General features: G+C 63.3%; 31 protein-coding genes. 22 read left to right on the plus strand and 9 right to left on the minus strand.

What is annotated here, in order from left to right; translation table 11 throughout:
• Positions 1–6: 6 nt before the first annotated feature.
• Both V9K99_RS06290 and V9K99_RS06295 read right to left on the minus strand, forming a co-directional pair.
• Positions 7–462, minus strand: coding sequence for a GNAT family N-acetyltransferase (locus tag V9K99_RS06290; RefSeq protein ID WP_337323353.1), 456 nt, complete (start codon positions 460–462; stop codon positions 7–9).
• Complete coding sequence (locus V9K99_RS06295; RefSeq protein ID WP_337323352.1) at positions 459–1,718, minus strand: hypothetical protein; 1,260 nt, start codon at positions 1,716–1,718, stop codon at positions 459–461. The genes V9K99_RS06290 and V9K99_RS06295 overlap by 4 nt, the downstream gene beginning before the upstream one ends.
• A gap of 188 nt (positions 1,719–1,906) precedes the next feature.
• On the opposite strand from V9K99_RS06295, the gene V9K99_RS06300 reads away from it, so the two are divergent.
• From V9K99_RS06300 to V9K99_RS06325, 6 genes are all read left to right on the plus strand, one after another.
• Complete coding sequence (locus V9K99_RS06300; protein ID WP_337323351.1) at positions 1,907–2,095, plus strand: hypothetical protein; 189 nt, start codon at positions 1,907–1,909, stop codon at positions 2,093–2,095.
• Positions 2,079–2,507, plus strand: coding sequence for a hypothetical protein (locus tag V9K99_RS06305; protein ID WP_337323350.1), 429 nt, complete (start codon positions 2,079–2,081; stop codon positions 2,505–2,507). The genes V9K99_RS06300 and V9K99_RS06305 overlap by 17 nt, the downstream gene beginning before the upstream one ends.
• 227 nt (positions 2,508–2,734) lie before the next feature.
• Positions 2,735–2,995 (plus strand): hypothetical protein, encoded by a 261-nt coding sequence (locus tag V9K99_RS06310; RefSeq protein ID WP_337323349.1) that lies wholly within the window; start codon positions 2,735–2,737, stop codon positions 2,993–2,995.
• Positions 2,996–3,013: 18 nt separating this feature from the next.
• Complete coding sequence (locus V9K99_RS06315; protein ID WP_337323348.1) at positions 3,014–3,868, plus strand: DddA-like double-stranded DNA deaminase toxin; 855 nt, start codon at positions 3,014–3,016, stop codon at positions 3,866–3,868.
• An 11-nt stretch (positions 3,869–3,879) separates the two neighbouring features.
• Positions 3,880–4,326, plus strand: a complete 447-nt coding sequence (locus V9K99_RS06320) for an Imm1 family immunity protein (RefSeq protein WP_337323347.1) — start codon at positions 3,880–3,882, stop codon at positions 4,324–4,326.
• A gap of 399 nt (positions 4,327–4,725) precedes the next feature.
• Entirely contained in the window at positions 4,726–5,346 is a 621-nt protein-coding gene (locus V9K99_RS06325; protein ID WP_337323346.1) for a hypothetical protein, read from the plus strand.
• Between the two features lie 3 nt (positions 5,347–5,349).
• Here V9K99_RS06325 and V9K99_RS06330 read toward each other — a convergent pair whose 3' ends face one another.
• The 4 genes from V9K99_RS06330 to V9K99_RS06345 all read right to left on the minus strand — a co-directional run bounded on the left by V9K99_RS06330 (position 5,350) and on the right by V9K99_RS06345 (position 7,468).
• The gene (locus V9K99_RS06330; RefSeq protein WP_337323345.1) at positions 5,350–5,844 is read right to left on the minus strand and encodes a hypothetical protein; all 495 of its coding nucleotides are present in this window, start codon (positions 5,842–5,844) and stop codon (positions 5,350–5,352) included.
• Between the two features lie 369 nt (positions 5,845–6,213).
• Positions 6,214–7,062 (minus strand): PASTA domain-containing protein, encoded by an 849-nt coding sequence (locus V9K99_RS06335; protein WP_337323344.1) that lies wholly within the window; start codon positions 7,060–7,062, stop codon positions 6,214–6,216.
• Entirely contained in the window at positions 7,059–7,211 is a 153-nt protein-coding gene (locus tag V9K99_RS06340) for a sigma factor-like helix-turn-helix DNA-binding protein (RefSeq protein ID WP_337323343.1), read from the minus strand. The genes V9K99_RS06335 and V9K99_RS06340 overlap by 4 nt, the downstream gene beginning before the upstream one ends.
• Positions 7,212–7,222: 11 nt before the next feature.
• Positions 7,223–7,468, minus strand: a complete 246-nt coding sequence (locus V9K99_RS06345; RefSeq protein WP_337323342.1) for a sigma factor — start codon at positions 7,466–7,468, stop codon at positions 7,223–7,225.
• A gap of 732 nt (positions 7,469–8,200) precedes the next feature.
• On the opposite strand from V9K99_RS06345, the gene V9K99_RS06350 reads away from it, so the two are divergent.
• Entirely contained in the window at positions 8,201–8,656 is a 456-nt protein-coding gene (locus V9K99_RS06350; RefSeq protein WP_337323341.1) for a hypothetical protein, read from the plus strand.
• A gap of 1,279 nt (positions 8,657–9,935) precedes the next feature.
• The gene (locus V9K99_RS06355; RefSeq protein ID WP_337336371.1) at positions 9,936–10,796 is read left to right on the plus strand and encodes a phosphotransferase family protein; all 861 of its coding nucleotides are present in this window, start codon (positions 9,936–9,938) and stop codon (positions 10,794–10,796) included.
• A gap of 972 nt (positions 10,797–11,768) precedes the next feature.
• Here the strand turns inward: V9K99_RS06355 and V9K99_RS06360 are convergent.
• The gene (locus V9K99_RS06360; protein ID WP_337323339.1) at positions 11,769–13,184 is read right to left on the minus strand and encodes a HEPN domain-containing protein; all 1,416 of its coding nucleotides are present in this window, start codon (positions 13,182–13,184) and stop codon (positions 11,769–11,771) included.
• A gap of 691 nt (positions 13,185–13,875) precedes the next feature.
• Between V9K99_RS06360 and V9K99_RS06365 the strand changes: the two genes are divergently transcribed.
• Together V9K99_RS06365 and V9K99_RS06370 are read left to right on the plus strand one after the other, a co-directional pair.
• Positions 13,876–15,027, plus strand: a complete 1,152-nt coding sequence (locus V9K99_RS06365; protein WP_337323338.1) for a hypothetical protein — start codon at positions 13,876–13,878, stop codon at positions 15,025–15,027.
• Between the two features lie 221 nt (positions 15,028–15,248).
• Positions 15,249–15,881: a hypothetical protein gene (locus V9K99_RS06370; protein ID WP_337323337.1), complete on the plus strand. Its 633-nt coding sequence runs from the start codon at positions 15,249–15,251 to the stop codon at positions 15,879–15,881.
• Positions 15,882–15,942: 61 nt separating this feature from the next.
• Here the strand turns inward: V9K99_RS06370 and V9K99_RS06375 are convergent, their stop codons facing one another.
• A complete protein-coding gene (locus V9K99_RS06375) occupies positions 15,943–16,599 on the minus strand; it encodes a 2'-5' RNA ligase family protein (RefSeq protein ID WP_337323336.1) in 657 nt (218 codons plus the stop codon).
• Between the two features lie 8 nt (positions 16,600–16,607).
• The gene (locus V9K99_RS06380; protein ID WP_337323335.1) at positions 16,608–17,384 is read right to left on the minus strand and encodes a GntR family transcriptional regulator; all 777 of its coding nucleotides are present in this window, start codon (positions 17,382–17,384) and stop codon (positions 16,608–16,610) included.
• 127 nt (positions 17,385–17,511) lie between these two features.
• On the opposite strand from V9K99_RS06380, the gene V9K99_RS06385 reads away from it, so the two are divergent.
• The 12 genes from V9K99_RS06385 (at position 17,512) to V9K99_RS06440 (ending at position 26,029) form a co-directional block, all read left to right on the plus strand.
• Positions 17,512–17,829 carry a hypothetical protein gene (locus tag V9K99_RS06385; RefSeq protein WP_337323334.1) on the plus strand — a complete coding sequence of 106 codons (318 nt, stop codon included), beginning with the start codon at positions 17,512–17,514 and terminating at the stop codon, positions 17,827–17,829.
• A 60-nt stretch (positions 17,830–17,889) separates the two neighbouring features.
• Entirely contained in the window at positions 17,890–18,225 is a 336-nt protein-coding gene (locus tag V9K99_RS06390) for a hypothetical protein (protein WP_337323333.1), read from the plus strand.
• A gap of 127 nt (positions 18,226–18,352) precedes the next feature.
• The gene (locus V9K99_RS06395) at positions 18,353–19,180 is read left to right on the plus strand and encodes a hypothetical protein (RefSeq protein WP_337323332.1); all 828 of its coding nucleotides are present in this window, start codon (positions 18,353–18,355) and stop codon (positions 19,178–19,180) included.
• Complete coding sequence (locus tag V9K99_RS06400) at positions 19,173–20,015, plus strand: FtsK/SpoIIIE domain-containing protein (RefSeq protein WP_337323331.1); 843 nt, start codon at positions 19,173–19,175, stop codon at positions 20,013–20,015. The genes V9K99_RS06395 and V9K99_RS06400 overlap by 8 nt, the downstream gene beginning before the upstream one ends.
• Before the next feature lie 190 nt (positions 20,016–20,205).
• The gene (locus V9K99_RS06405; protein ID WP_337323330.1) at positions 20,206–20,523 is read left to right on the plus strand and encodes a hypothetical protein; all 318 of its coding nucleotides are present in this window, start codon (positions 20,206–20,208) and stop codon (positions 20,521–20,523) included.
• Positions 20,520–20,786, plus strand: coding sequence for a hypothetical protein (locus V9K99_RS06410; protein ID WP_337323329.1), 267 nt, complete (start codon positions 20,520–20,522; stop codon positions 20,784–20,786). Before V9K99_RS06405 ends, V9K99_RS06410 begins: the two co-directional genes overlap by 4 nt.
• Positions 20,786–21,790: a hypothetical protein gene (locus V9K99_RS06415; RefSeq protein ID WP_337323328.1), complete on the plus strand. Its 1,005-nt coding sequence runs from the start codon at positions 20,786–20,788 to the stop codon at positions 21,788–21,790. The genes V9K99_RS06410 and V9K99_RS06415 overlap by 1 nt, the downstream gene beginning before the upstream one ends.
• A gap of 91 nt (positions 21,791–21,881) precedes the next feature.
• Positions 21,882–22,172, plus strand: a complete 291-nt coding sequence (locus V9K99_RS06420; protein WP_337323327.1) for a hypothetical protein — start codon at positions 21,882–21,884, stop codon at positions 22,170–22,172.
• A gap of 64 nt (positions 22,173–22,236) precedes the next feature.
• Positions 22,237–22,659 (plus strand): hypothetical protein, encoded by a 423-nt coding sequence (locus V9K99_RS06425; RefSeq protein ID WP_337323326.1) that lies wholly within the window; start codon positions 22,237–22,239, stop codon positions 22,657–22,659.
• A 64-nt stretch (positions 22,660–22,723) separates the two neighbouring features.
• Positions 22,724–24,286: a replication initiator gene (locus V9K99_RS06430; RefSeq protein WP_337323325.1), complete on the plus strand. Its 1,563-nt coding sequence runs from the start codon at positions 22,724–22,726 to the stop codon at positions 24,284–24,286.
• A gap of 29 nt (positions 24,287–24,315) precedes the next feature.
• The gene (locus V9K99_RS06435) at positions 24,316–24,618 is read left to right on the plus strand and encodes a helix-turn-helix domain-containing protein (protein ID WP_337323324.1); all 303 of its coding nucleotides are present in this window, start codon (positions 24,316–24,318) and stop codon (positions 24,616–24,618) included.
• A gap of 10 nt (positions 24,619–24,628) precedes the next feature.
• Positions 24,629–26,029 carry a tyrosine-type recombinase/integrase gene (locus V9K99_RS06440; RefSeq protein ID WP_337323323.1) on the plus strand — a complete coding sequence of 467 codons (1,401 nt, stop codon included), beginning with the start codon at positions 24,629–24,631 and terminating at the stop codon, positions 26,027–26,029.
• The last annotated feature ends 17 nt before the right edge of the window (positions 26,030–26,046 follow it).

The following is a 26,046-nucleotide window of genomic DNA, read 5'->3' on the forward strand; positions in this document are numbered from 1 at the left end:
GACGTCCTATGGCTCGAGTCGGTAGAACAGCTTGCTGTCCTTCGGCTCCACGCCAAAGGTCTTGTAGAACGCCTGAGCCGCGGAATTGTCGCTGTCAGTCGTCCATTCGACGCGGCTGCACTCGTGCTGGCGCGCCACGTCGAACAGCGCCTCCATTAGGGTCCGTCCAGCACCCCGTCGCTGCTGGGCATCGGAGACGTACAGCTCCTTGAGGTACAGGGACCTCGTCAGTCCGACCGCTGGCCACAGGAACGAATAGGTCGCGAAGCCGACCGCCAGCTTGTCGTCAAAGGCCAGCAACGCCCGCGCCGCCGGGTGGTCGCCGAACAGCGCGTTGTGGAGCTGCCGACGGCGGAGGTCAGGGCCCTCGAAGTCGGTGGCACCGTAGAAGCGATCCATTTCCTCAGTCAGCACCAGCAGCGAGGTGATGTCGTCGGCGGTGGCTGGGCGAACCACAATCACAGGAGGTGTTCCTCTCGAGTCGGTCGAACAAGATCGTGCAACTCGCGCACGACGGGCAACTGCCGCTGCTTCTCAGACATCCCGCCGATGACCTCGCGAGCGCGCCCGTCAATGATGCCGCGTCGCTGATCTTCGTCGAGGCTGAGGAGTGTCCCGGCGACTTCCTGGGCCGCGACCGTGACTTCGCCGTCAATGGCGAAGCAGACCGCCCGGTCGAGACGTGTCAGGGCGCGATCGGTGTAGTCACCTGGCGCACAGAGTTCAAGGGCGCGTTCCTGCGCGGCAAAGGCAGCCGGCAGATCCCGGAGTCTGGTGTAAGCGCTGCCTGCATGGAAGGACAGCTGGGCTTCGTTGTAGCCAAACGCCGAGGGCAACAACGCGTCGCCATTCAAATGGGAGACGAACTCCTCCGCGCGCCCCAGCGCGGCCGCCGTGGCCTGCTGGTCGCCAGTCGCGGCGTAAGCACGAGCTTCCAATGCCGCTGCCAGTGGCGTGCCGACTCCGCCCCGGGCGCTGGAAGCCAGCTGCGCCTGCTCCGCGACAGCAATCGCCTCCGAGAGGTCGTTGCTGTAGAAGTGACCATAGGCTTCCTGGGCCAGCATCCACGATTGCGTCATCGAGTCACCAGCCTCGGCCGAAGCGATGCGTGCGGTCCGAGCCCAGCGACGAAATGCGGCTCGGTCGTCGAGTTTGACGAGCGTCAATAGCAGCAGACCGGACATTTGCGCCACCACGCGCGTCAACCGGCGCCTGCTGACTGTCGAACGGCAATCTGTCAGCGCGGCTTGCAGCTCCCCGAGGTCGTCGCTCAAGTCGCCCAGCAGGAGTGACGCTGGTCGGTCGCGAGTGGCGCGGCCGTAGCGCTGGACGAGCTGCTCCCAGTCGTCCAGCACGGCTTCGCTCGGTGCGCCGTCGCTCAGGACCCGATCCAGGTCACGGCGAAGAGTCTCGAGGTCATCTTGCGGTGTCTGCTCCTGCGCCGCGGCGACCGTCTGCCCTGCGAAGCCGAGGCTCTCAGCAGGCTGGCCATACATCATCACGAACGCCCGTTGATAGGCGGGCACGGTGACCGCCCGCTCACCACTCTCCCAGTAGGCGAACATCCGTTTCAGCGAGGCTCCGGTCGGACACTGCTCACCCTGCTCTCGCACGACTGCCTCGAAGCGCCGCATGGCGGCCGCCTGGGTCCAGCCGCGCTGGTGTCGGGCGTGCTGCAGGGCTGACTCGCGGCCAATCCCGTCACCTTGATGAGTCACCTGTAGTCACCTCCCGTCACCTTATGTACCGGTGATCTTGTCGGTCAGCCTAAGTGGTGTGACAGACAAAGTCGTCGAGAAGTCGCAGATCAGCAGTGGAAAGGCCGCGAAATGACCGCCCTATTCATCCTCGCTGCCGTGCTATACGGGTTCATGCTGCGCGACATCGCCGAGGAGGTGCGGGGCGAATGACCATGACCGTGGAGCACCGCGTGCCTGACCGTCGCGTCTGCGTCTGGTTCGGCGAACACAAGATCGTCGAGCACGTCGGCGAACCGGCGTTCGCGGCGCGATTCGAGGCCGCGATGCGTCGGCGCTTCGCCAGCCTCCGCGTGACCAACGAGCCGGCGGTGATCCCAGATGCCGACCGCCGGTGAGGGGACAGCGGCGTCGACGCTGGTGGGCTCGGCTGTGGGAGCAACTCAACGACGCCTTTCGCCGCTGGCGGGACGAGGTCTGAGCGGCTTCGCCGAGGACTTCACCAAGCCGTTGCTGCTCGGCTACCTGCGCCGCGACCTGCTCGTGGTCGACAGTCAAGTCACTGAGCTGGAACAGCAGATGGCCGACTTCGCCCAGGCAGAACGCTTCGCCATGGGGCATACCTACGTCGAGAAGCCTGAATCCTGGCCAGCGGCCTTCGAGGCCCTCATCGAGTCGGTCAACCGCTACGAGGTCACCGCGGTGGTGCTGCCGAGCCTGCTCCACTTCACCGGACTCGGTTTGCCAACAGACATCCGCGCCTCGTTCCAGCGGGCCACCGGTGCACGCGTGTTGGTGCTCACCCCGTGAACGGCGGAGCCGGTGTCGCTCCAACACCCTCGCAGGGCGGTCCCAGTCCGCCGCCCTAGCACGGCTCCGCCTTAATCGTCCCTGTCTGAGTTCCCCGACCCCTGGATCCCCTGACGGCTCAGGCAGGGACCTAACAAGCCGGCTGGCGCGGAACGCGTGAGCGAGTCCGTTCTGCGCCAGCCGTTCCAACCTTCTGACGCACCGACCTTCTCGGAAGTGAGGCAGATATGTCCCAAGTCGAACAGCTCAAGATGCAGTTGCACGACCTGGCCGATCAGTCGCGGCAGGGGGCGGCCAGCCTGGCCGGGTTCAAGCAGCGCTTCGAGCAGTCCAGCGAGCAGGTGCAGGCACTGATCCGCGGCACAGCAACGCGGGCTGACCAGGACATCGCGACCATGCTCGAGGCGGCCGCGAAGTCGGTCGACCAGGCCGTCCAGTCGTTGCAGATCGCCGAGGCCGGATGCCGCAGCTACGCCGACCAGATCTAGCCGGCCGAGGCGGCAAGGATGCCTTCGGAGCTGCAACGCGTTGCACAACAACTGCTCGACGCGCTGAACCAGATCGAGCGCATCGTGCCCTACCTGCACGAGCGGGCACAGAAGTACCGCGAGGCCGCGGGACGGGTTGGCAGCACCAGCAACAACCCGAGTGCCCGCATGGCGGCGATGCAGCTGGACGAAGCTGCCCGCCGCTGCGAGGAAGCAGCACACTTCCTCACTCAAGCACGCCAGCCAGGTATCCAATGGGTCCAGCAGATGGTCAGCGGCATCCGAACCACCGAGCCAAGCGGAGGCTCGACAAGTGAACGGCCGCTCGGCCCAGGTGGCAGCACACCGCCCGCGGATCGCCGGCGCGACGAGCAAGAGGAGGAGCCCGGAGCAGACAAGCGAGACAAGGCCGCGGGAGCCGGCGATGACGGGAGCCCAGAGGAAGAACAACCGTTTCCGCGCCTCACGCATAAAGACGCCTGGCGACTGTTCCAAAAGCTGCCAGACCGAACGAAGTCCGGCATCTCGCGACCGAAGACCCGAGGCAAGTGGATCGATCTCGACGGCGCGGAGCAAGATATCGTCAGTGGTGAAGACGATGAAAGCGCCAGAATTCGGGAGTTCTTAAGGGAGCGAAATATCGGCCCGGAAACGGGCGAGATTATGTCACCGTCGCATGTCGAAACCAAATTCGGTATGTTTATGCGGCGAAACGGTCTCACACACGAATCTATCGTCATCAACAACATTCCCTGCGAGGGTGAATGGAGCTGCGGCGAACTGCTGAGGGATATCCTTCCACCCGGAGCAACCCTCACCATCTTCGGACCCGCTGGCTTCAAGCGGACCTATCCCCTCCCACCGAGCGAGTGAATGGAGCAGTCATGAGCATCAGGATCAAGGCCTACTTCAAGCACGGCCACGGAGACGACCCGGTGATCTTGGAGACGCCGCAGGACGTCGACGCCCTGATCGACGGACTGACGAGCGAGGACTTCGACAACTCGGTCGCCGCGCTATACGCCGACACGAGAGCTCGGGTCAACCCGGACTACCCCGACCATGAGCTGCGGATCGCATGGTTTGCCGAGGCCGAAGCCGGAGGCATCCGGTACGCCGGCGGCGACACCAAAGACGTCACTTACGTGCAGGGCAGGACGAGCGAACGTGAAGAAGTCTTCTACAACTACATGCACCATGACGAAGGCTGGCCCCAGGACTCCGAGGTCAGCATCGAGCAGATACGCCAGGCGGTGCGGGAGTTCGTCGAGAGCAACGGATCGCGGCCGACTGGCTTTGAGTGGACCGAGTGGCCGGAAGGTGTGCGCTGAGCACATACCCCCTTCGTACCGGCTTTCAAGGATGAACGAGCGCCCCGCACACCAGGCGACGGGTCCCGCGTGGGGCCTCTGGAGGGATGAGACGAATCCACGCGCCGGGAGGTGGTTCCCACGCTACGGGTCGACGCGATGCCTGTCCCGAGTCAGCCGTTTGAACCGCATGCATCGTTACCGCATACAGGCCACCGGGCTATCCACAGGTTTGCAGATGGCCGTTGCGGCGGGCATAGATCGGCGGCCATGCTCATGGAGCGCAGCCTGGTACGCCACCTCCGCTAGCCAGCCGTCTCCGGCCACAACGAGCTTGCGGGCTGGGGCGGAGGAAGTGCACTGGGCGCGTCCCTTGGCTCGCGTGATCTAGTTCCTCAACCAGAAGTTGGGACATGCGCTGTGGGTGGCGTGACGGATTGTCGGGCGATCCGTCTAGCGTTGTCGTCGACCGGTCAGTTCTGCATGAGAGGCGAAGCCGCCATGTCGGGAGAACATGATGCCGACGAGCTCGACGCAATGCGTCGCGCCCTTGGACAGCCCACCGACTCCTCGGCGGCCGGTGCTGCCGATGATGCTGAGGTGCTGTGGGTCTTGCAGTCCAGCATTGAAGACCACGCGATGTACCAGGCTCTGCTGACATTCGAGCCCGAGCCCGACCATGACGATCGCGAGTTGGCGCGACAGTACGTCCTTTCGTGGCGTAGCTACAGCTTTACCCCTGACGCCGTCCGCAGGTGGATGGAAGCAGGACTTGGCCCAAGTGACATGGAACTGGCAGCCGATCTTGAAGCCGAAGGTATCGAGCCAGAGCGTCTTGATGAGGTGATCGTTCATCCGAACACGCGGGAGCCGGCGACGATCCTTGACGTGGCCTACGACTGGCGGCTGTACACCAGCAGCCTCAGCAAGGCGCTTGATCAGGCCGGCGTCGAGCGCCAGAAAGGCGCTCGACCACGCATGCGCGTTCAGATGACCGACCGCGGCCTCCGTCCGGCTGGCCCCAGGCGATCGAGCGAATAGGACTCATCGCACTCGCGCAGCGGCCACATCGACCACCAACCGCCGAGCGAGGCTGCCAGACCAGGCGAACAGAAACGCCCATCCGACGAGCAGTGCCACAAGCAGTCCGATGGCAGCGACCACACCAAACGTGCAGTCAGGATTGTCCGTCAAGGCCAGGAGCAGGCAGACGATGCCTGGCACACACAGCAACGCCCCGAATCCGCCGACGAGCACGCTCAGCACGGGCAGAGGCGTTTCATCCGGGTCTTTGACCAAGCAGACAAGGTTTGTCAGGAGGACCAGAGCAACCGCGACCTGTACCACCACCAGCGACCCTTCGGTCCAGTGGTCGTAACCGCGGGTCGCTCGCAGATAGGCGAGACCAGCGGGTGGCCCTGATCGCTTCGGCGCCATAGCCAGGAAGACCTGACCGATCACATAGCTCAGGGCCACTAACGATGCCTGAACGACGACAAGGCCGACGAGCTGAGTTCCTCGCCTGGCTTGTACAAACATGCCAGCGCCTCTGACCACCTGACTACCGCGCCGCCCCACGGTGCGCGCGGCGGACAGCCACGACAATGCGCATAAGACCAGAGCGGCTGCGCTTACGACTAACGCGGGGAGTCCGACGACGTTGAGAAGAAACCACGTGATTGCGTCGTCGGGTTGTGGAGCTTAGGGGATTCGAATCCCCTAACCTCTCCCATGCCATGGATTTCAGCCCACCACATGGGCCGAGCCTACGGTGGCCGAGGCGCCTATCAACGTCTGCCACGATCTGTAGACGGATGTCCCGATCGCCTCCCAGTTTGCCTCCCCCCGGATCCTCACCCGCCCAGGATTATGACTGGACCACGTCCGGCGAGCTGCATGCTGCATGACTCAAGGTTGGGCAATAGTGATCAATACCGTTGCTCCAGGCGTCAGCATCGTGCCTGGCGATGGGGAAACGGCCAGGATGGTACGGGGTATGTAGCCAGGGGATTTCCTGGTCTGGATGTTGGGTTTCAGGCCCAGTGCGGTGAGCCTGTTCGCGTATTCCTCGCCGAAACGGGCGGCTGGATTCGATTCGCTGAACAGGGGGTCTGGGACACCGACCTTGTCTGGAACGATCATGATCCGCTCGAGGATGGGGTCGACCTCACCTGAGGATGTACTGGACTCCGCTCGGAACGATACGTTCATCGACGGAATGAACACCGTGCCTGAACAGACCGTGACGCGGTTGTCGCCCGTGCAGCGTGTCCGCTGACGTTCGGCTCGCACGCCGTCGATCTGGAAGGTCTCGTCGGCACGGAAGTCGATTCGCGTGAGACTGGCGACATGCACACTCTCGACACCGTCGGGGTAAGGCGTCTGACAGAGGCCCTGGGCGCCGGCGTCGATGATGACTGTGTCCTTCTGCGGCGTCCCGCAGTGGAGTTGGTTCGTGGCCCATTGCGTGGGCACAGTGATGGCGGCGTGCCCGATGCCCACCAGTCGCGTCGCGGTGGGCACCGGAGGTGTCGAGGCGGCCGGCGGCGCGGGGTTCGTGAAGCTCGGGCCGCCCGCGAGCAGCATCGTCCCGCCCACCGTCACTACCGCGGCTGCCAGGCCAACAGCCGAGAGTGTCGCTGCACGACGACGGCGGCGGCGCGCAGCGCCTGCGCGGATTGCTTCGATCGGTGGTGGTACGACGTTTGTCCGCTCCCCAGCGCGTTCGAGGAGTTCGGTCAGCTTGGATTCGATCATCGTGTTCCTCGCAGTTCTGCCAGGCCTGGGTCCTCCTCTAGGGCCTTCACCGCTCGGGACAGTCGGCTCTTCACTGTTCCGACCGCGACGCCGAGCACGGAGGCGATCTGCGGGTCGGTCAGGTGGGTGTAGTAGCGCAGCACCACCACGGTGCGCTGGTCTATGCCAGCTGGTCAAGCGCACGCATCATCGCGTCGGTGTCGTCAACGCCGGTGGTCTCATCACGGCCGGCCCGATCGGGAAGATCCGATACTGGCTTCTCGCCGGTCCAGCGGCGGCGCCGTGCGGAAACGAAGACGTTGATCAAGACTCGGTGCACGTAGGCGTCCCGGTCGTCGGCCTCCCGCACCTTGCCCCACTTCACCAGCCATCGTTCGAGGGTCGTCTGCACGAGGTCCTCGGCCATCTCTCCCCTGCCCCTCAGGAGCCCCTCACCCGTATAGACAGGCTGACAGCACCCAAACCACACCCGCCAAGTGTCCATCTGTTGCCGCCAGGCTTCAGCCGGGCAGGACACCAGTCGTGATGCCTTCCCACTGTCGCGCGTGCGATTTCGCGCTGCTCCTGGTGCTCGCGCAGCGCGGCGACACATACCTCAGGAAACCTCTAGGCCGATGCCTAGCTACGCCACCCGATTTGCCTCCCGGGTGGCGGTTATACAAGAGGCCGGTTTCCCTGATGGGAACCGGCCTCTGACCTGCGGTGGAGCTTAGAGGATTCGAACCCCTGCCTCTTCCATGCTATGGGCGGGGGTCGCATTGATGGCCTACGCGGGGCGATGCTCATCCCCTTACCTACAAGGCGCTCTCGCCGTTCTGGTTGTTGCGAATTGCACCCGCTTCGAGACCATTGTTACCTGTGGTTCGCTCCCACATCCTCCCACTGCGGTAGGTGGTCCGGTTGCCTGCCGACGCCGCTCCTCCCGTTGCACGTTGCGGCTCGGGCCAGGGTCTGGATCGGTGGCCCCGCCGGACCTGATCCTCAGCCTGGCACTGATCGAAGGCGCGCTGAGCGAGGTTATCCACAGCGAACGATTGACACGTACGAGTCTGCGCGGCGCCGCCACGGGCTGTACCGCTTGGCATGTAGTGTCGCGCTGCGTTGCCCAGGTCGCCGTCGAACTAGCAGGGAGTCGTGTATGGGTGCGTCAGAGTGGAGATACTTCGTTCCTTACCAGGAGGATCTCAACCAAGCTCTGCAGGACCTGCGGCAGCAGGTGTTCTCCACTGGCAAGTACTGGTGGTACGGGGACAGCGAGTATCTCTCGCCTGCCAGCCGCTTACCCCGGCCGGCGCGACTGGAGGACCTGTTCGAAGACGAGTACGTTCGCGAGGAGGGGACGCACTCCATCCTTGATGTCTTCCGAGTGGTCGACCCAGACCGGCCGCGAGACTGGTACGACCAGGGCACGATCGTTCCGGCTACCACCGATGAGGTTCGAGCTGCAATCGGTACGGATCGACCAACCCGAACTGATACTGCCGAGCTTGATGACAAGCTGCCTCGAGCCCGTTGGGTTGGTCGCTGCGCCGTTCTGTATGACGAGCACGACAATCCCGCTGAGATCACGTTCTGGGGACACTCCGGCGACTAGTCTGTGCCCGAACCTTTGACGCTGTGGTGCAGCACTTTCTGCGCGAAGAGGGGTAGTTGACGCTTACGTGTCAACCGCGCGTCCAGTCCTCCGCATCACCCGATCGCTGCCGACCCTAGGTTCGGAGCGGTGCGGGTCATCAAGGGTCAAGCTTGCTCGATCGCTTGCGGCGCCGGAGGCGCCCTTGACGCGTGCCGGGCCGGACCGCATTTCTCCATGATTGCTAGCGGGACGATGCGGAAGCCCACGGTCAGACGGCAGCATGCATCAACCGCGGTCGGTGGGTAGCCGGCCCTTCCGGCGAGTACCACGGTGACAGGGTGTCGAGCATTGATGGCGAGTTCTGCTGTCTTCGACCCGGCACCCTGTTGGCACGTGCGCGCCAAGCCAAGGGCTGCGCCAGGAGCGCAGCGAAGCGGAGCGGAGGGCAGGCGGCCTGCCCTCCGGTGGCGAGGCTCGTTCGGAAGCCGAGATGCTGGCAGCCAAGGTGGTGGGAGTGGATCTTCGCTCCCATGGCGCGCATCAACGAAAACAGGTCAGGGGCGGATGTGCCTCCTGACCTGCGGTTACTGCTGGTGGAGCTTAGGGTGTGAGCTTAGGGGATTCGAACCCCTGACCTCTTCCATGCCATTCACACCATGCTCACTTTGGCCGCTGTAGCTGGATCCGAGATGAGTCCGCCGGAGTCCGTAGCGGTCCGACCGAAGGCACGGCGGTTGTCACTCAGTTAGTCACTCGCTCGCCCGCCTCGAAGGCGGTTGATTCGGTGGCCAGGGTCTCCGAGCGTGACACCGGATCTACGAGTTCCGCATCTTCAGCGCACAGCCGATCGAGAACATCGCAGTGCCCAGCACGCCGATGATGATCGCGAGCACACCGCGCCAGAGCTCGATGTGAACCGGGGTGATGAGCGGCAAACTCCGCGACCAGCTCGCCTGCGCGCCTGCCGCTCTGCGATCTGCCGTTCCAGGTTCTCAAGCTCACCATGCCGCCGTCGTCGCACAACGCGCTTGACGTGTGCGTGGAGCTCAAGCAGGCTCATGGTGGGCGGGTAGGGTCGAGCACGCCGTTTGGAACGCTCGGTCTTTCCTCCGCTCCCCTTCGCACCCATCCGCTGTCGAAGGGACCTTCGAAGATGACTCACTCTCCAAGCGACGCTGCACTGGCCTGGGTATGTCGTGCCCTCGGTGCGGACGCAAGCGTGCTTTCCGTCAAGAGCCTGAATGTTGGCCGTGGTCCGTGGCTCTTGTGTGTCGATCAGTCGGGCCGTACGCGGGACGTGGTCTTGCGGGTCGCCGGCCGGATCGGATCGGAGCAGATCGTGACCGCTGCGGCCGCGCTGCGGTATGCCGAGGAGCACCTACTGCCGGCTCCACGGCTGCTCGCCGCCGATCTCGACGGCCGCGTCGAAGGGGCACCAGCCACGCTGGAGACGGCCGTGCCCGGCAGCAGTCGGCTACCGGCTCGGGTGTCGTTGGCGCAGTTGCACGCCGCTGGAGCCGCGCTCGCGCAGGTACACAAGATCCCGCTCGATCCGCGTCCCGACCTTCCGCTGCGCCACCGCCCGACCTCAGCTGACGACCGCGCGCGGAGCCGCCGCTGGGCCGCGCTGTACCGCGCCTGCCCGGACGAGGAGAAGGGCGCGGTCGTTGAAGCGCTGTGCGAGTGGTCCGGCGTGTCGGCCAGGTGGGTGCGGGAATGGGTGAACGAGCCGCTGCCGACCCCGCTGCTGCTGTGGGCGGACGACTGCGTACGGGAGCACGGGCGTCCCGACGGCCCGACCGGCTTCGTCCATGGTGACGTGTGGTGGGGCAACACGAGGTGGGACGGCGACACCTTTCTCGCCATGATCGACTGGAAGGACTCCGGCGCCGGGAATCCCGGAGTCGATCTCGGCGGGTTCCGCTTCCAGATGGCGATCACGTACGGGGCAGACCCGGATCCCGTCCTGGAAGGATGGGAGCGCGAAGCCGGCACGCGAGCGACAGACGTGGCGTACTGGGACGCGGTGGCCGCGCTCAACACACCCACCGTCCTCGACGGCTGGCCCGGCTACGACGACCGGGGGTGGCCGCTCGACACAGCAGCGGTGACCGCACGCCGGGACGCGTTCCTGCGCGCCGCGATCGACCGTCTCTGAGCCTCTGCCGCCATTAGAGATCAAAGTGCCGACTGGACGCCTCGCGAGATGCGGCACAGCTTCGTGTCACTGCTCAGCGAGAGCGGCCTAAACATCGAGAGATCTCGCTACTCGTCGGCCACAAGAGCACTCAGGTGACGGAGACCGTCTACCGGCACCAACTCCGGCCGGTGCCCACCGAGGGAGCCGAAGCGATGGACGGACTGTTGCCTCAGAACCGATAGTCACTCAGTTAGACACTCAGGTCATGAACAGAGGCCCTCTCCCTAGCCGGGAAAGGGCCTCTGACCTGCGGTGGAGCTTAGGGGATTCGAACCCCTGACCTCTTCCATGCCATGGGCGGGGGGCGCAATGATGATCTACGTGGGATGGTGCCTATCCCCTTACTTACAAGGCGTTCCCGCGTTCCTCGTTGTTGCGAGTTGGATCCGCTTTGAGACCGTTCTTGCGCGTGCCTGGCTCCCAAAATCCTCCTATTGTGGTAGCCGGTCCGGTGGCCTGCCGAAGCCTCTCCTCCCGTTGCTCGCTATGGCTCGGGCGAGGATCTGGGTCGGTGGCCGCGCCGGACCTAGCCGCCAGCTTGGCACCCTGGGCCACCGGGCGTCGCGAGTTATCCACAGCCCGTCAGTGACACGTAGGTGTCAACTTGGAGTCGAACACCTGTTCTATAGTTCTCATCATGGGCAGCAATCGTCGTTACCCACGCGAGGAGCCGCCGGACTTCACGATGCGGCACTGTTGGGTACTGCGCACGGCGCGCGAACGTGGACCATGGCCAGGGCTCATCCTGGAGTGGCGTCGCGCAAACTCCGGCGACTGGTCCGCCCGCGTTGTTTACGTACCGGATCATCGAGTCGCCCGCTCGGTCGAAGCCTGGTTCTTGGCCGGCCATCTGCGACCCGTCGACTCGTGGCCGAGCAGGTCTGTTCAAGACGCTGCGCGGTCCTCCGGAGAGGATTTCGGCAAGTAGAGTCATTCCTCGGTCGTAGTGCGTATTTGATCAATTGCGTGTCGGAATTGGGCTCGTTGAAGTATCCGTTCCTCGACTTCGGGGAGCGGAACCTCGAGGTCCATGAGAAGTCGAGCACGTACAACCCAACTCAGCACCGCTCCATGCCAAAATCGTTCAACATTCTCCTCCTTGCCCGCGAGGCTGCGGGGGTGGGAAACGCCAGTCCGAGCATATGTTGCGTTCGATGCAAATTTCGGGTTCGCATTAAGGATGGTCTCGCCAATGGCACCCGTCGACCTGACCAACTCCTCGATCCGTTGCCGGAGCGGCTTGTCGTTCCGCGCTTGAAGAACCCGCTCAGCCCACGCGACGATATCGGTGTCCACGTTTGCTTGCTTGGCGGCATCTACAACGGCCTTGACTCGCGCTTTATGGCTATCGTCATCTAGTTCTTTTGAAGCCATCCGCTTCTTATGCAGAGCCTCCGCACTTTGGAACACTGAGGCAAATCGATTTTCGCTATACATGAACGGCGCATAGTAGGGAGCGTGGAGGAGTACGAGCACGTCTCGCAATTCATCCCAAAGCGCGAACCATCGTGTTATCAGCTCGCCAATTGCAATCGGAGAGTCGCCAACAAAGAGGAGCGTTGGCTCAGAATAGCTCCGAGGTGATGCTTGGATCGTCGATCCGCGGGCCTCGGATGGCTGGATGGTATTGAAATAGGCATCACAATAGGCCTGGTCCGAGTCGGCGTTCACTGGCTTCAGTTTGAGCGAAGTCAACTTCACGGTTCGTCCGAGAGAGAAGATGAGCAGGTCCTGGAGGGGACGCACTCGAGTTTCTACGATCGATTCACCGCTTAATGGCGCACCAAACTCAACCACGAAGTTGGAGTACTGATCCAAATGGACGTTCGCGTTTCCAACCTTCCCGACTACTCCTGATTTCAGTTTGATCGAGTCGCCATCGATAATTGATTCGGCCAGTTCAGTCGGACTGAGATTTACATCGGCGGACGCTGTCGACCACGGCTCTCCAACTATGGAGGGCGGATCTGCCCAAGAATTCAACCTATCGAACTCTATGTATGCACCGGAGAACGCGTCCGCATCTGCGTGATAGCCGATGATGGCAAGTTTCACGCGATAGCTTTCTCGGACCTCAAACGGGACCGGACCTTCGAAAGGCGCTCCCTCAACATCAAATAAGGTGACGTCCTTCCAGTCACGCGTGCGACCGTGAACCAGCGGCGTAGTGGACCACTCCGGTGGTCCAAAAGTTGTGACTTCGTCTTCCTGCGGCATCGGAAATTCCCGTAGCTGTTCATAAAGAACCAACTCCAGGCCGTCCGCTGTGAAGTTCAATGTCCCGCTGACGCGGCGATCAGTGCGCTCGGGCAACCACCAGCTACCTTCGACGGAAAAGTGCTCCACCGCGTCAGGATGCCAGCTGTCGGCAGTGCTAGCCAGGGTTGACGATTACCTGTTAAGCGCGGGGCAGTTCCCCGCATCGCCCCGATAGCTGCCGACCTCAGGTTCGGTGCGGTGGGGGTCAAGGGTCGAGCTTGCTCGATCGCTTGCGACGCCGGAGGCGCCCTTGACGCGTGCCGGGCCGGACCGCACCTCTCCATGATTGCTAGCGGGGCGATGCGGGAGCCCACGGTCAGACGGGAGGCAACGTCGACCACCCGGGCGGGTAGCCGGCCGTTCCGGGGAGCACTACGACGACAGGGTGTCGATCGTTGATGGCGAGTTCTGCTGTCTTCGACCCGGCACCCTGTTGGCACGTGCGCGCCAAGCCAAGGGACGCGCCCAGAACGCAGCGAAGCGGAGTGGCGGGCAGGCGTCCCGCCCTGTGGTGGCGGCGCGCTTTCGGGCCCTGGAGGGGCCCGTCTTGAAGACGTAGAGAAACTTGTCAGGCAATCCTACGCACCCTACGCCCCCTGCGCGGTGTTTGGAGCTCGCATTAGGCGACGATTGGCAGCCGTCTACACACGTGATGTCGACGGGCGGCCACAGACCGAGATCGCCCGTGACTCCGGCTGCAAGGCACGGACTCGCGCTCCTCGGATACATTAGCTGCGAAGCCTTGGACCCACGCGGACGCTGGCGAATACTGAGCACTATGACGCCTTCCGAAGGAATGACGTGGCTCGCGATCGTCGCAGTCGCTGGCGTCATTGTCATCATCGTTACGGCGCTCACGTCTCTGGGCTTCCGGCGGGGCCTAGGCCTGCGACGCTCGTTAACACCGCCCTTGCTCGCAGTTGCGCTGAGTGTTATCGCCGTTGCGTTCACACATGTGTGGATTGGGGGTCGAATTGCCACGGACAAGCGGTCGGGCCTTTGGGCTGAGGGATCGATTACCGCCTTCCCCACCAGCCTGACCGCATTGGGTGCCACATTCATATCGCTGTGGGTCGTTCTGTGGACCGCCGAAAACTCTGTTCGCACGACGCAGCGACATGATCAAACGATTGAGGCAGAGCAGCGGAGGAAGCAGGGGGCCGACTTGGTCCTCCTGATGGACAGCCTGGACGACTCTGTCCGACCACTCCGAAGTTGGTGGATGGGTGATGTCAAGGGGCTTGGACTCTGGTCCAGCATCGATGGTCTCTGGCGTCACATGTGTGACGGTGGACTCGGGGAGCCCGCGAGCTTAGGTCCAAATGATTACTGTCGGAACGATGGCCACAGGGTGGCGCTTCCAGACACGAATTGCTTGACGCCAGCCGATGTGCTGGATCGAACAACGTCAGGCGGATGTCTTCACTTTGCCGCTGAGGTCGAAGCCCGATTGGCAGATATGCAAATCTCCGCTATGCAGATCGCGGCTAACAAAGTGACTGATGCAAATCGAGTCAGAAATGTTCTTGCGGCATTATCGTCTCTGCTCGACAAGTACGGACTGAAAGAATATGATGACTTGGTGTCGGACGCTCGACGGCTGTCGAAATACTATCCTGAGACGTCCCCAGATCCGTCGTCTGCCGATGGCAAGAAGCTTCTGGCTCAGATAATGAACTCTGTCTATCTCGCAGCGACAATGGATGGACGATGGGATAGAGAGATACGCGCTGAAGCTGCCAAGCACGGCGTCGTCATCAAAGATCACTACGGCAAAGACAATCGTGATCGATGGGTCAGAGTGCAGAATTCTGCCGAGGTGCGTTCGCGCTTTCGGAACTCGCTTCTCGAAAGTATGCGAGAGAACGATACCGTTGTCGGCGCTGGCCTCCCACTAGATTTTTGGAATCGGATCTACCGATCAGGCTAGGGATCTTCCCGCCAATGGCGAGGCGGCGGGATGAATTGCAATTGGATTGCGGATGAGGAGTATCCATGAGTCGCCGGGGACCATTCGAAACCTATTCGCGGTTTATGCACGAGGCAACCGGACATTTCGCAACATTTCCGCCGATGGAGATCAGAACCGGCCAAATAGGTCGACTGCGAGACTCTACATTCGTTCCGCTCACGGATCTAGCGAGTTACGGGGTGGGTTTCTCGATTTCAGAGTCGAGCGATCCTATGTCGATCCAGTATCTCTCCAAGGAGACGCAATTCGTTTACAAGCAGCCTGGTCAGGTTATTCCCGAGGCGCGATCCATTCCGCAAGCGAGTGCCGGTGCCGTCGTTAGTTTCGCTAGCTCGGGCGCCGTCCTGTTCGCAGCACAAGACTGCGTGACGCGAGAAATCGAGAACGCCGCCGATGTAGGTACGCGATATCTCGAGCTAATCAGGGAAGGCTTGTTGCCTCGCGATAGCGTTCTTGTAGGAGAAACTATCCATGCCCGGAAGGCGCTTATCCTGGTAAGTGGCGAGCGTGAGGCGAGAACCGAGTTTGTTATAGAAGACTCTGCGTCGGCCATGCCACCCAGCATCGAAAGCGTCGTGTTGCACGGTCAACTGGTGTCTCATCCACGCATGGCGATACATATATTGGCGCAGTCAGTTGTGCCGCTCTTTCGAGCATTCCGACCTCGTCGTCGGTACAAAGAACAGGGAGAAGATCGCCGACCCGTCGTTGTCGCGGAAGGGGACCATGGTGATGCCGAGGTTGACTCTGGCGTGGTTGTGGGGGTCGAGCTCGAAGAGGTCGTGCCCGGTGTGGGGATCCCGGATGAGTAGGCAAGGCGCTCGGCTGCGCCTGGGTTTATCGCCAGGACGGACCTCGGTGGTTGTCGCTTCTTCATGTGGCGGCGCCTAGTCGCAACGTGTCGAGCTCGCGCCACTCGTACATCCGGTTGTCTCGGTGCATCTCGATGAGCGGCACTGCATCGACGCAGAGCTCGGTGGGAGTGCTGTCAACGCCGGTGAGTCTTGCCAGAACGTTCGCGGCTGACTGATCGGCATTGACGTAGGCGAAGCTCACGTGTGGTTGAAAATCCGCAGGACCTAGATCGACGGCGCCCGGGCCTAGAGCCTTCTCGATCGCCAGTCGAACCGCGTTCCTCAGGTTGTCAAGGGGCTGAACCGACTCGGGCACTAACACGAGGGCCTCGGGTCGCAGGAGTGGTCGATTGAAGGTCAACGAGAAGGGTTGGATCTGCGCCAGCGTTGCGCGGGTCGTCTTCACCACGGACGCAAGGTCCTCGGGGGAGATGTCGTCCACGAACGCAAGACCCTGCATCGTTATGTGGAGCCATTCCCGAGGGATCGGATCTAGTCCAGGCATACCTTCGATCGCCTTCTGACACCAGGCAACCAGACTCGCTAGTTCGTCGCACTGGCCAACGGCGAGATGGAAGGCATAAAAGCGTGCCCCGATCCCCCAACCCGGGCGCCACCACCAGTGGTCGCGGAGTTCGGTTGCGTGGCGCCACATCCACTCTGGTTTGTCTGCCATTGGTCCTCCTAAATTTCCGACTGTGCGTTTGGCTGCTCGGCTTCTGCGGTGATCTCGTACTCATCGATGAGCATCACGCGATCGGCCGGCCAAACTGACTCGGATACTTCGAGGACGTCTCCGTCTGCACTACGGGCGGTGTGGATGACATGGAGGACCGGCATGCCGGGAGCCAGGTTGAGGATGTCGCTCTCCTCAGCCGTTGGCAGTCGAGATACCCACGCGTCGCGGGCCTGGGCGTATAGCTTGCCGCTGAGGTCTTCGACGCAGAGAAACAGTGCCTTCGGTACAACTGTCGGCTCCTCGAGGTAGGTGCCTCCGGCGATCGCGACCGGGATGTAGCTGGCACCAACCTCTTCTGGACGACCGTCGACCTTGTCGTAGAGGTTTCGGCGTCGTACGACTACCTCCGTGCCCGGCGCGATGTTCATCGCCTCGGCGATGTGCTGCGGAACCGGTTGCCGACCGGCGAACACGATCCGGTGTTCGAAGTCGGACGACAGAAGCCGCTTGTCGCCGCGGGCGCGTCCATAGCGGTTGCGCGATCGTCTCTGCCGCCGCCGGCCATCCTTGACGAACGTGCCGACGCCATGGCGGGACTCGATGAGGCCTTCGGCGCGGAGGACGCCAACGGCTTGGCGGAGAGTAGGGAGGCTCACGTCGAAGCGTGCAGTAAGAGCCGTCTCCGCGGGCAGTCGATCGCCAGGCTGCAGCTTGCCGTTCTGAATGTCGGCACGCAGCGCATCGGCGATGCGGTGGTACTTCGGGCCGCGTCCGGCGGCCATACCAGATGTCATTTAGGTGAACTCCTATAGAGGTGTTGACTTCTAGAGTACGGGAGTCCTATGGTCAGTGTCACCTAACAGTCCTCTATAGGACCTGAGGACAAGATGACTGACAAGGAGTGTTCCCATGAAGCTGACCATCGACACCACGGGCAAGACGTTCACGGTCACCAAGGGTGTGGAGGAGAAGAAGGATCAGAACGGCCGGCAGAAGGCTGACCGGAACACCAACGAGCTGCTCTGGTCGGTTCAGGTGATGGCGCTCGACGAGACGGGCGGCGAGGTGATCAACGTGACTCTGGCGGGCAATGCCATGCCGAAGGTCAACGTTGGCGCTGTTGTCGCGCCGGTCGAGCTGGAGGCCATGCCGTGGGCCACCAACGGGCGGAACGGTGTCGCGTACCGGGCCAAGACCCTCAACGCCGCGACGGGTTCGAGCAAGTAGTTCTCCACTGATCCCGTGATTCGTGCACTGCTCAGCTAGGGGGTAGTCATGTCGCATCCGATGGATGATCGAACCGTCACAGCGAATCAGGCACGGGCCGAGTACGTGGCCAAGTGCAACGAAATCGTCGAGATCGAACTGGTGCTGGTCTACTTCGACCAGAGCATCGCCAGCAGCCTGAACCGGGCTGAACCAGTCGTTGCGATCAGCAACGATGCCGTTGCCGTCTACGCCTCGGAGGCGTTCTGGCAACTGATCGACCTGTACCGCGAGGCATCGAACCGCCGCCTCGATCTGTACGCCGCACGCGACTACGCGTACGCGGTCTGGCAGTCGGCTTCGACTGAAGCCACCCCGGCTGACACCTACGTGTCAACGCCGATGAACCACCGCTAGAAAACCAAGAACGGCCCTCGAAAGGGCCGCTCCCTGGAAACGAGACACGAAGCCGGGTCACAGGCCTGAGAAACCGTCCTGGCTTCGTGTCTTTCCTGACTCAACCCCCTGATCGGGAGGTCTTGTCATGCCCAAATCTACCCGCAACCGCTCGGCCGGTCGAGTACGCCGCGGACGCGGCGCCACCAGCACCGTCGAGACCATCATCCGGCCGTCGCAGTCCCTGCCGGTCATCATCGCGCTGTCGATCTGGCGCTGGCGCTGGGAAATCGCCTGCATCACCGCCTTGGTGATCGTCTTCCACCACCTCACCAGCCCCGGCGGGCTGTACTTCGAGCCGGTCCCGGCTCTGCTCGTCATGGCCGCACCCGTTCCCGTGGTGCTCGCTGTCCGGCCGGTACGCCGGTTCCTGCGCAACCGCGTGTGGTGCGTGATCACCCGGCACCGCATCCGCGCGTGCCTGACCGAGATGAGGACCCTGAACTACTCGGGGAACCTGCCGTTCATCATCGGCTGCTTCTCCACCAAGACCGGAGAAGCCGTGTGGCTGTGGATGCGTCCCGGCCTATCGGCCGAAGACCTGGAAAACAAGGCCGAAACCATCGCCTCCGCGTGCTGGGCACGCAAAGCACAAATCGGCCGCACCGACCGCAACGCCGCGCTCATCCGGGTCGACATCGACCGGCGCGACCCCCTGGCGAAGACCCACATCACCTCGCCACTGCTCGACGACACCAGCGGCATGCCCGAAGCAGCCGTTGCCGACGACGCTCTCCTGGCCTTCATCACCCCGGAGAACGCCCCCAGCGACCCCACCACTCAACCGCCGGCCAAAACCGACACCGGCGAGGGCCGCACCACCAAGACATCGAAGACCAAGACCACGGCTGCCGTGAACGACAACCACACGGTGATCTTGGGCGCAAACGGAGAAGACGTGTCCGACTATGTCTAGCTTCACACCGAAACAGGTGTTCCCCCGGCGCAAACCGGGGGACACCCCTGCCCCACGCGGGGCACTGTCGATCTACGACCCGATCTACCTGGGCCTCGATACACGCGGCCAAGGCGTCTACGTGACGCTCATGTACCGCAACATCCTGCTCGGCGGCGAACCCGGCTCCGGCAAATCCGTGGCCCTGGGCAACATCGTCTCCCACGCCGCACTGTCCACCGACGTCGATCTCGTCCTGATCGACGGCAAACTCGTCGAACTCCTCCCGTACGCCCCAGTGGCGAAAGAGTTCGTCGCCAACGACATGCACAAGGCCCTGCGTGTCCTGCGGAGCCTGCAAGCCGAGATGGACCGGCGCTACCTGCACTTGGCCCAAACCGGCCGCAAGAAGGTCACCAACAAAGACGGGTTCCGCGCCACGCTGCTGGCCATCGACGAACTCGCCTTCTTCACCGTCACGGTCGGCACCAAAGAACAACAAGACGAGTTCAAGACCCTCGTCCGCGACCTCGTCGCCCGTGGCCGAGCCGCAGGAATCATCGTCGTCGCCGCCACCCAGCGGCCATCGGCAGACATCGTCCCGACCTCACTGCGCGACCTGTTCTCCTACCGGCTCGCGTTCCGCTGCACCACAGAGTCCAGCTCCGACATCATCCTCGGAACCGGCTGGGCCAAAGAAGGCCACTCGGCCAAGGACATCTCACCCGACACCATCGGCATCGGGCTCCTCCTGGCCGAAGGCGGCATCCCCCGCCGCATCAAGACAGCCTTCCTCACCGACCTCCACGTCACCACGCTCGTACGCCGAGCCGTCCACCTCCGGAGGGCCGCATGATCACCATCAAACCCATCCCAGCCGACGGCATCACGATCCTCGATCTCCCGACCGGCTGGCTCCACGACTGCGGAGCCTTCGTGTCCTCACCAACCCACCCGCACCGCTGCGGCGTGTGCTGGTCGGCAACGCGCAATCGCCAGGCCCACAACGGCTCTTGGCAACTCGCCTACATCGACAGGAGCGCGTCATGACCTACTACGACGCCTCAGGCGGCGAACGCGAAGACCGCATCATCGTCGGCTACGACTTCACCGACCACTCAGTGGCCGGCATCAACCTCGTCTGCAACGGCCAGACGCCACAGGTCGTCATCGACCTCGGCGGGACACCGATCGAGATCGAACTCGTCACCGGCTCCGTCACCGCGATCAGCCACCTGATCGACGCACTCTACGAAGCCCGCGCACTCCTGGAGGAACACCAAATCCAGCACGCAACCGACAACGCCGCCTGGACCCAAGACACGCTCTACGTCCCCGACGACTGGACCGGAGGACAGCCATGACCCACACCACCACCAAGGCCACCGCCGCACGTCGGGCGACGCGCTACCGACAACTCGATCGCGCGATGTACGCGGTCTTCAGCGACGTACTCGACTACTGCGACTCCATTTGCGAACAAGCCGAACAGCGACTCGGCACCACCGACGAAGACGTCGTCGTCAACGACCCGGCGTATGCCGCCGCGCTCAAGGTGTTCGGCGAAGTCTTCGACATCAAGACACGAATCGAACACTTCCGCTCCACCTGGATCGGAGACGACTGATGACGACCGACGCCCTGACACCCCTGGTTGCGGCCAAGCCCGCCACGACAACCAAGCTCACCGGTCTGACCAACCACAACACCACCGCACTGTCCGGCATAACCGGCTGGACCGTGTCTAAAACCACCGCCGTCTACAACGGCGCACCCACCGCCGCGCTCGCCTCGGTCCAGAACCGCATGGACCAGGTCCGTGCCACTGAAGGCGGCAGAGCTACCGGGTACGCGTCACTGATTGCCGTCCGCAACAAACTCAAGGAACTCAGCACCGGCGGTAGTCACCCTGCTGTTCAGGTCACGATCAAGCGGGCGAAGAAGAAGCCTGTCACCACGACGACCCGGACTGGGTCACCTATGGCTCGGATGACACGTAAGCGTCGAACCGAGTACACCACCGCGGAACTCGTTCTAGCCCTCGAAACCGCGTGGGCAGCGATCCGCGCCAACCACCAAGAAGTTCCCGCCGTCGTCATCATCGTCGGCTCCGGCACCGCCACCAAATACGCCAAGTACGGGCACTTCGCACCGACCCGGTGGCAACACGGCGAACAGCGCCTGGCCGAAGTCCTCATCTCCGGCGAAGGACTCAAACGACCCGTCGAAGAGGTCTTCACCACCCTGCTGCACGAAGCAGCACACGCCCTGGCTGATGCCCGCGCGATCAAGGACACCAGCCGCCAGGGCCGGTGGCACAACCAGAAGTTCGCCGAACTCGCTTCCGAGCTCGGCCTCGACGCCACCAAAGATCCCCGCATCGGCTGGTCGCCCTGCACGCTCCGCAAGGAAACAGCGACCACCTACAAGAACGCCATCACTGACCTGAAGAAGGCGCTCATCGCCTACCGCCACCCCGAAATGACCGGGGGCCAGGCCAAGAAGACCAACAACAACGCGGTGGCCTGCGCATGCCAGTGCCCCCGCCGCATCCGCGTCGCCAAAGCAGTCCTCGCAGAAGGCGAGATCACCTGCGGCGTCTGCGACTCCACCTTCGAACCCGACGAGTAACACCGGTTCGACGCTGGCTCCCGTCCCCGGCGAGAAATCACCGGGGTCGAGGGCGAACACCGAACACCCAACCACCGAAGGGACACCAGCAATGACCAACACCGACACCGCTGTCGACATCAACGCCTACGCCAACATCACCGCTCACCACGAAGTTGCCGACAGCACCTTCCTGTGCGACTGGGTCGCCGCCGAACACCTCGGCGGACACGACTGGTGCCCCACCGTCCTCGAACCCGGCGACGACTACGCCCTCATCGTCCAGATCAACCCCGCCACCAACCCCCACCCGTACCGCGTCGTCGGCCGCTACTGCATCGGCTGCGGCTACCACCTGTTCGGCACCCCCGAACTCGAACCCGCCCCACCCGCCATCGCTTGACACCTACGCGTCAACGAACCCAATCCCGGGTCGTTGCCCACCACCACAGAAAGGCAAGCCATCCATGAACACCACCACTCAGCACACCAACCTCAGCACCTACACCAGCACGCTGCTGCCCGCCGGCGCCCTCACCGTCCTTGTCGACGGACTGCGACAGGCATTCACCGCAGGCCACCCCGACGACCAAACCCCTCCCGACGCATGGAGCGACGAGGACGGAGCCTGGTCACCCGGCGGTGTCTGGTCACGTGTCACCGACCCCGCCTGCATGACCAGGCGCGACCACGCTCAGGCGTGCCTGCGCTTCAGCTACCACGTCCTCGGCGTCCGCGCCGCCGGGACCGACAACATGACCGAACTCGTCGCAGCCATCCACCACGACTGCGAAACCCTCGGCCAACTCATCGACCACCCCTGGCTCGGACTCATCCAGCCCAGCTACGCGACCCGCCACGGCATCAAGGCACCCGCCCGCCTCAGCTAACCAACACCGGGCCGCAGATCTTTCCGCCCCCAACCACTCCGGATCCATCGAGAGGAGGCCACTCATGACCCACACCGACACCCCCACTGCCGTGGACGCCGTGAGCGGCCTCCAAGACCCGCTCATCGTGATCCCGACCCATCGCCCCACCCTCGACCCCGGCAAGCGCTACAACCCCGCCTCAGGGCTCGAAGAAGCCATCCACCGCGCCGCCACCACCGCCGACTACACCGCCTGGCTCGACCACACCCAATCGGCCGGCGGCTGCGTCCGCCCCATCCAACTCCGCGGCGAAGCGCATCTCGTGTCCGAACGCACCGGGCGAATCATCTCCACCCGGCACACCGACGACATGCCAGACGGCGTCATCTACAAAGCCTGCGGCAACCGCCGCGCCGCCGTCTGCCCCTCCTGCGCCGAGACCTACCGAGGCGACACCTACCAACTCGTCCTCGCCGGACTCCAAGGCGGCAAAGGCATCCCCGCATCGGTAGTCCAGCACCCGTCCGCGTTCGTCACCTTCACCGCACCCACCTTCGGCCCCGTCCACGGCACCCGCACCCTCCGAGGCCGCGACGGGCAACTCCGCAACCGGCCCTGCCGACCCCGCCGCAACCCCGACCCCTGCCCGCACGGCATCGACCTGCGCTGCCACACCACCCACCGCGACGGTGAGAAGGTCCTCGGCACACCCCTGTGCCTGGACTGCTACGACCACGACCACCAGGTCGTGTGGAACGCCCTGTCCGGTGAACTGTGGCGGCGCACCATGGACCGCGCCAAAGACATCCTCCGCACCGAAGCCAAACAGCACGGCGCCACCGTCAAACTGTCCTACGGCAAGGTCGCCGAAATGCAGGCCAGGGGAGTCGCGCACTTCCACGCGCTGATGCGCCTCGATGGCGTCAACCCGCTCGACCCGACCGTCCTCGAACCTCCGGCCTGCGCAGCGACCTTCACCATGCTCGCCGACGCCATCCGCCGCGCCGCCACCACCACCCGTTTCCGGTCGCTGCCACACCCCGACAACCCCGACGGCTGGCTCATCGAGTGGGGCAGCCAACTCGACATACGGCCCGTCCGCCAAGCCGTCGACGGCGCCATCACCGAAACCGCCGTCGCCGGATACCTCGCCAAGTACGCCACCAAAGGCGCCGAAGCCACCGGCCACTCATCCGCACGCCTCACCAACGCCACCATCAACCGCTACGCCACCGAACACACCCACGCCGGCCGACTGGTCGACGCCTGCTGGCGACTCGGACGCCCCGGCTCCGACCTCGACCAGGCCGAGGCCGCCAAGAACTCCGGACGGCTGTCCTACCGGCGATTGCAGCGCTGGGCACACATGCTCGGCTTCGGCGGCCACTTCTCCACCAAATCCCGCCAATACTCCACCACCCTCAAAGCACTCCGCGAGGCACGCGCGAACTGGCGACGCGAACGCCACCGCACCGCCGAACACACCGGCGACACCGAAACCACCCTCATCGTCGGCAACTTCACCTACGCCAACACCGGCTGGCGAACCATCGGCGACGCACTCCTCGCCAACACCGCCGCCGCCAAAGCCCGCGAACACCGACGACTCATCAAGGAACTCATTGCCGAAAGCAACAACGACTGACACGTAAGCGTCAATGAAGGGAGGTACCGATGGCAGTGCAGGAAGATGACGGTCTGTCTCAGTCGATGCGGCTTCTCGCAGATGCGATTGCTCGTCTTGAGGTCAGGCCCACGGTCGGCGTAGAGGAGCTACTCACGGTCGATGACCTGGCTGTCGTCCTGAAGATCCCGGCTCGAACGATCAAGGATCAGCTCGCTGCCGGATTGTTGCCCCATCACCGTTTCGGCAAGCACTACCGATTCGATGCCGACGACGTGAAAGAGATCCTGCGCATGACAGCCAAGAAGCCGGTCAACGGACCGCTGCGGTCACGGTCTGCGCGAGTCGCATAGGAGATGAACAGTGGCATATGCAGAGAAGCGCGGGAAGTGGTGGCGTGGGCGCTATCAACGCCCCGACGGCACCGTAGGCTCTGTCTCGGAAGGATTCACTACCAAGAAGGCAGCGCTCCAAGCCGCGAGCGATGAGGAGTCACGGATTCGCCACAACACGTGGATTGATCCGCGTGTGGCAGAGATGCTCTTCCGCGACTTCGCTGAGCAGTGGATCGCGTCAGTCGGACCACGACTCGCACCCAACACCAGTGCCAAGTATCGGCGGTATCTCGATCGGCAACTCATCCCGAAGTGGGGTGACTGGCCCATGATCGGCATCTTCAACAGTCACTTCGATATTGAGACCTGGGTAACCCAACTTCACACCGACTACGAAGAGTCTTCCGTCGCCTCATACTTCGGGTGCTTCTCAACGATCATGACCGCGGCCGTGCGAGCTAGAGTGATTCCGGCAAACCCGTGCTCGGGCATTCGGGTGACCAACGGCGAATGGGAGTCGGAGAAGTACGTCGCAACGCCACTCCAACTACTCCGAGCGAGCATGCGACTCTACGAGAACGAGCTCGGCTTGAGCGGACTGATGCTAGGTCTTCTCGACGGCTACACCGGTGGACGATGGGGCGAGTTGGCCGGCCAAACTCCTGCGGAGTACGACGCGTTGAGGCAAGCCATCGCAGTGTTCGAACCGCTCAAGGAAGTCGACGGCCGGTTGCTCAAGAGCGGTGCTGACGTTACGGACCGAGTGGCGCCAAGTTTCGACCCCGGAGCCCGTCGCCCTCGACGGGTTAAGCGGAACGCCCGTACGAAGTCCCCGGCCGGTGAGCGTTGGGTTCAACTTCCACCCACTCTCGCGATGATGTACGAGCTGCTTCTCGCGACCAGACCAGCCGGATTTTCGATTGTGTTCACTTCATTGCACGGCAAGCCCTGGTACCGGTCGAACTTCCGGCAGCGGTTTTGGCGACCGGCGTGGGACGGCGTCGACGCGGACAACTCCGCATCGAAGCTGCATGTCCCGGCGATCCTGCCTGGCTTCACCTTCCACGAAGGTCGGCACACGCACTCCACCTGGTTGACCGAGGACGGCATCGTGGAGGTCGCCCGACGTGCACGACTCGGCCACAAGATGAAGGGTATGGGACGCGTTTACGACCACGTGACGCCCGAGATGGAGCGCCAGATTCTAGAGGCGTTAGAGGTTCGCTTCGTGACCTCCGTCCTCGCCCTGGACGATGCCGAGCAGGAGAAGCTGCTCACTTGGGTGCCCGTGATCAAGGACACCGTCGAGCAGGCTCGCCTGGAGGCCGAGAAGCTCGCGGCCAAGGTGGTGGGAGTCGATGTTCGCTCCCAAATCGCTCCCATGGGAGCACCTGAAGGGGACCTGTCAGGAGGCCGAAATGCCTCCTGACCTGCGAACTCTCTGGG

The organism is Kribbella sp. CCNWLW201, assembly GCF_037203805.1.
In the GTDB taxonomy this organism is placed as follows: domain Bacteria; phylum Actinomycetota; class Actinomycetes; order Propionibacteriales; family Kribbellaceae; genus Kribbella.

What these genes read in the sequence shown, in the direction of transcription:
- V9K99_RS06300 (WP_337323351.1), top strand. Translation starts at nt 1,907, where the DNA reads ATGACCATGACCGTGGAGCACCGCGTGCCTGACCGTCGCGTCTGCGTC.
- V9K99_RS06305 (WP_337323350.1), top strand. Translation starts at nt 2,079, where the DNA reads ATGCCGACCGCCGGTGAGGGGACAGCGGCGTCGACGCTGGTGGGCTCG.
- V9K99_RS06310 (WP_337323349.1), top strand. Translation starts at nt 2,735, where the DNA reads ATGTCCCAAGTCGAACAGCTCAAGATGCAGTTGCACGACCTGGCCGAT.
- V9K99_RS06315 (WP_337323348.1), top strand. Translation starts at nt 3,014, where the DNA reads ATGCCTTCGGAGCTGCAACGCGTTGCACAACAACTGCTCGACGCGCTG.
- V9K99_RS06320 (WP_337323347.1), top strand. Translation starts at nt 3,880, where the DNA reads ATGAGCATCAGGATCAAGGCCTACTTCAAGCACGGCCACGGAGACGAC.
- V9K99_RS06330 (WP_337323345.1), bottom strand. Translation starts at nt 5,844, where the DNA reads ATGTTTGTACAAGCCAGGCGAGGAACTCAGCTCGTCGGCCTTGTCGTC.
- V9K99_RS06335 (WP_337323344.1), bottom strand. Translation starts at nt 7,062, where the DNA reads ATGATCGAATCCAAGCTGACCGAACTCCTCGAACGCGCTGGGGAGCGG.
- V9K99_RS06345 (WP_337323342.1), bottom strand. Translation starts at nt 7,468, where the DNA reads ATGGCCGAGGACCTCGTGCAGACGACCCTCGAACGATGGCTGGTGAAG.
- V9K99_RS06350 (WP_337323341.1), top strand. Translation starts at nt 8,201, where the DNA reads ATGGGTGCGTCAGAGTGGAGATACTTCGTTCCTTACCAGGAGGATCTC.
- V9K99_RS06365 (WP_337323338.1), top strand. Translation starts at nt 13,876, where the DNA reads ATGACGCCTTCCGAAGGAATGACGTGGCTCGCGATCGTCGCAGTCGCT.
- V9K99_RS06375 (WP_337323336.1), bottom strand. Translation starts at nt 16,599, where the DNA reads ATGGCAGACAAACCAGAGTGGATGTGGCGCCACGCAACCGAACTCCGC.
- V9K99_RS06380 (WP_337323335.1), bottom strand. Translation starts at nt 17,384, where the DNA reads ATGGCCGCCGGACGCGGCCCGAAGTACCACCGCATCGCCGATGCGCTG.
- V9K99_RS06385 (WP_337323334.1), top strand. Translation starts at nt 17,512, where the DNA reads ATGAAGCTGACCATCGACACCACGGGCAAGACGTTCACGGTCACCAAG.
- V9K99_RS06390 (WP_337323333.1), top strand. Translation starts at nt 17,890, where the DNA reads ATGGATGATCGAACCGTCACAGCGAATCAGGCACGGGCCGAGTACGTG.
- V9K99_RS06395 (WP_337323332.1), top strand. Translation starts at nt 18,353, where the DNA reads ATGCCCAAATCTACCCGCAACCGCTCGGCCGGTCGAGTACGCCGCGGA.
- V9K99_RS06400 (WP_337323331.1), top strand. Translation starts at nt 19,173, where the DNA reads ATGTCTAGCTTCACACCGAAACAGGTGTTCCCCCGGCGCAAACCGGGG.
- V9K99_RS06405 (WP_337323330.1), top strand. Translation starts at nt 20,206, where the DNA reads ATGACCTACTACGACGCCTCAGGCGGCGAACGCGAAGACCGCATCATC.
- V9K99_RS06410 (WP_337323329.1), top strand. Translation starts at nt 20,520, where the DNA reads ATGACCCACACCACCACCAAGGCCACCGCCGCACGTCGGGCGACGCGC.
- V9K99_RS06415 (WP_337323328.1), top strand. Translation starts at nt 20,786, where the DNA reads ATGACGACCGACGCCCTGACACCCCTGGTTGCGGCCAAGCCCGCCACG.
- V9K99_RS06420 (WP_337323327.1), top strand. Translation starts at nt 21,882, where the DNA reads ATGACCAACACCGACACCGCTGTCGACATCAACGCCTACGCCAACATC.
- V9K99_RS06425 (WP_337323326.1), top strand. Translation starts at nt 22,237, where the DNA reads ATGAACACCACCACTCAGCACACCAACCTCAGCACCTACACCAGCACG.
- V9K99_RS06430 (WP_337323325.1), top strand. Translation starts at nt 22,724, where the DNA reads ATGACCCACACCGACACCCCCACTGCCGTGGACGCCGTGAGCGGCCTC.
- V9K99_RS06435 (WP_337323324.1), top strand. Translation starts at nt 24,316, where the DNA reads ATGGCAGTGCAGGAAGATGACGGTCTGTCTCAGTCGATGCGGCTTCTC.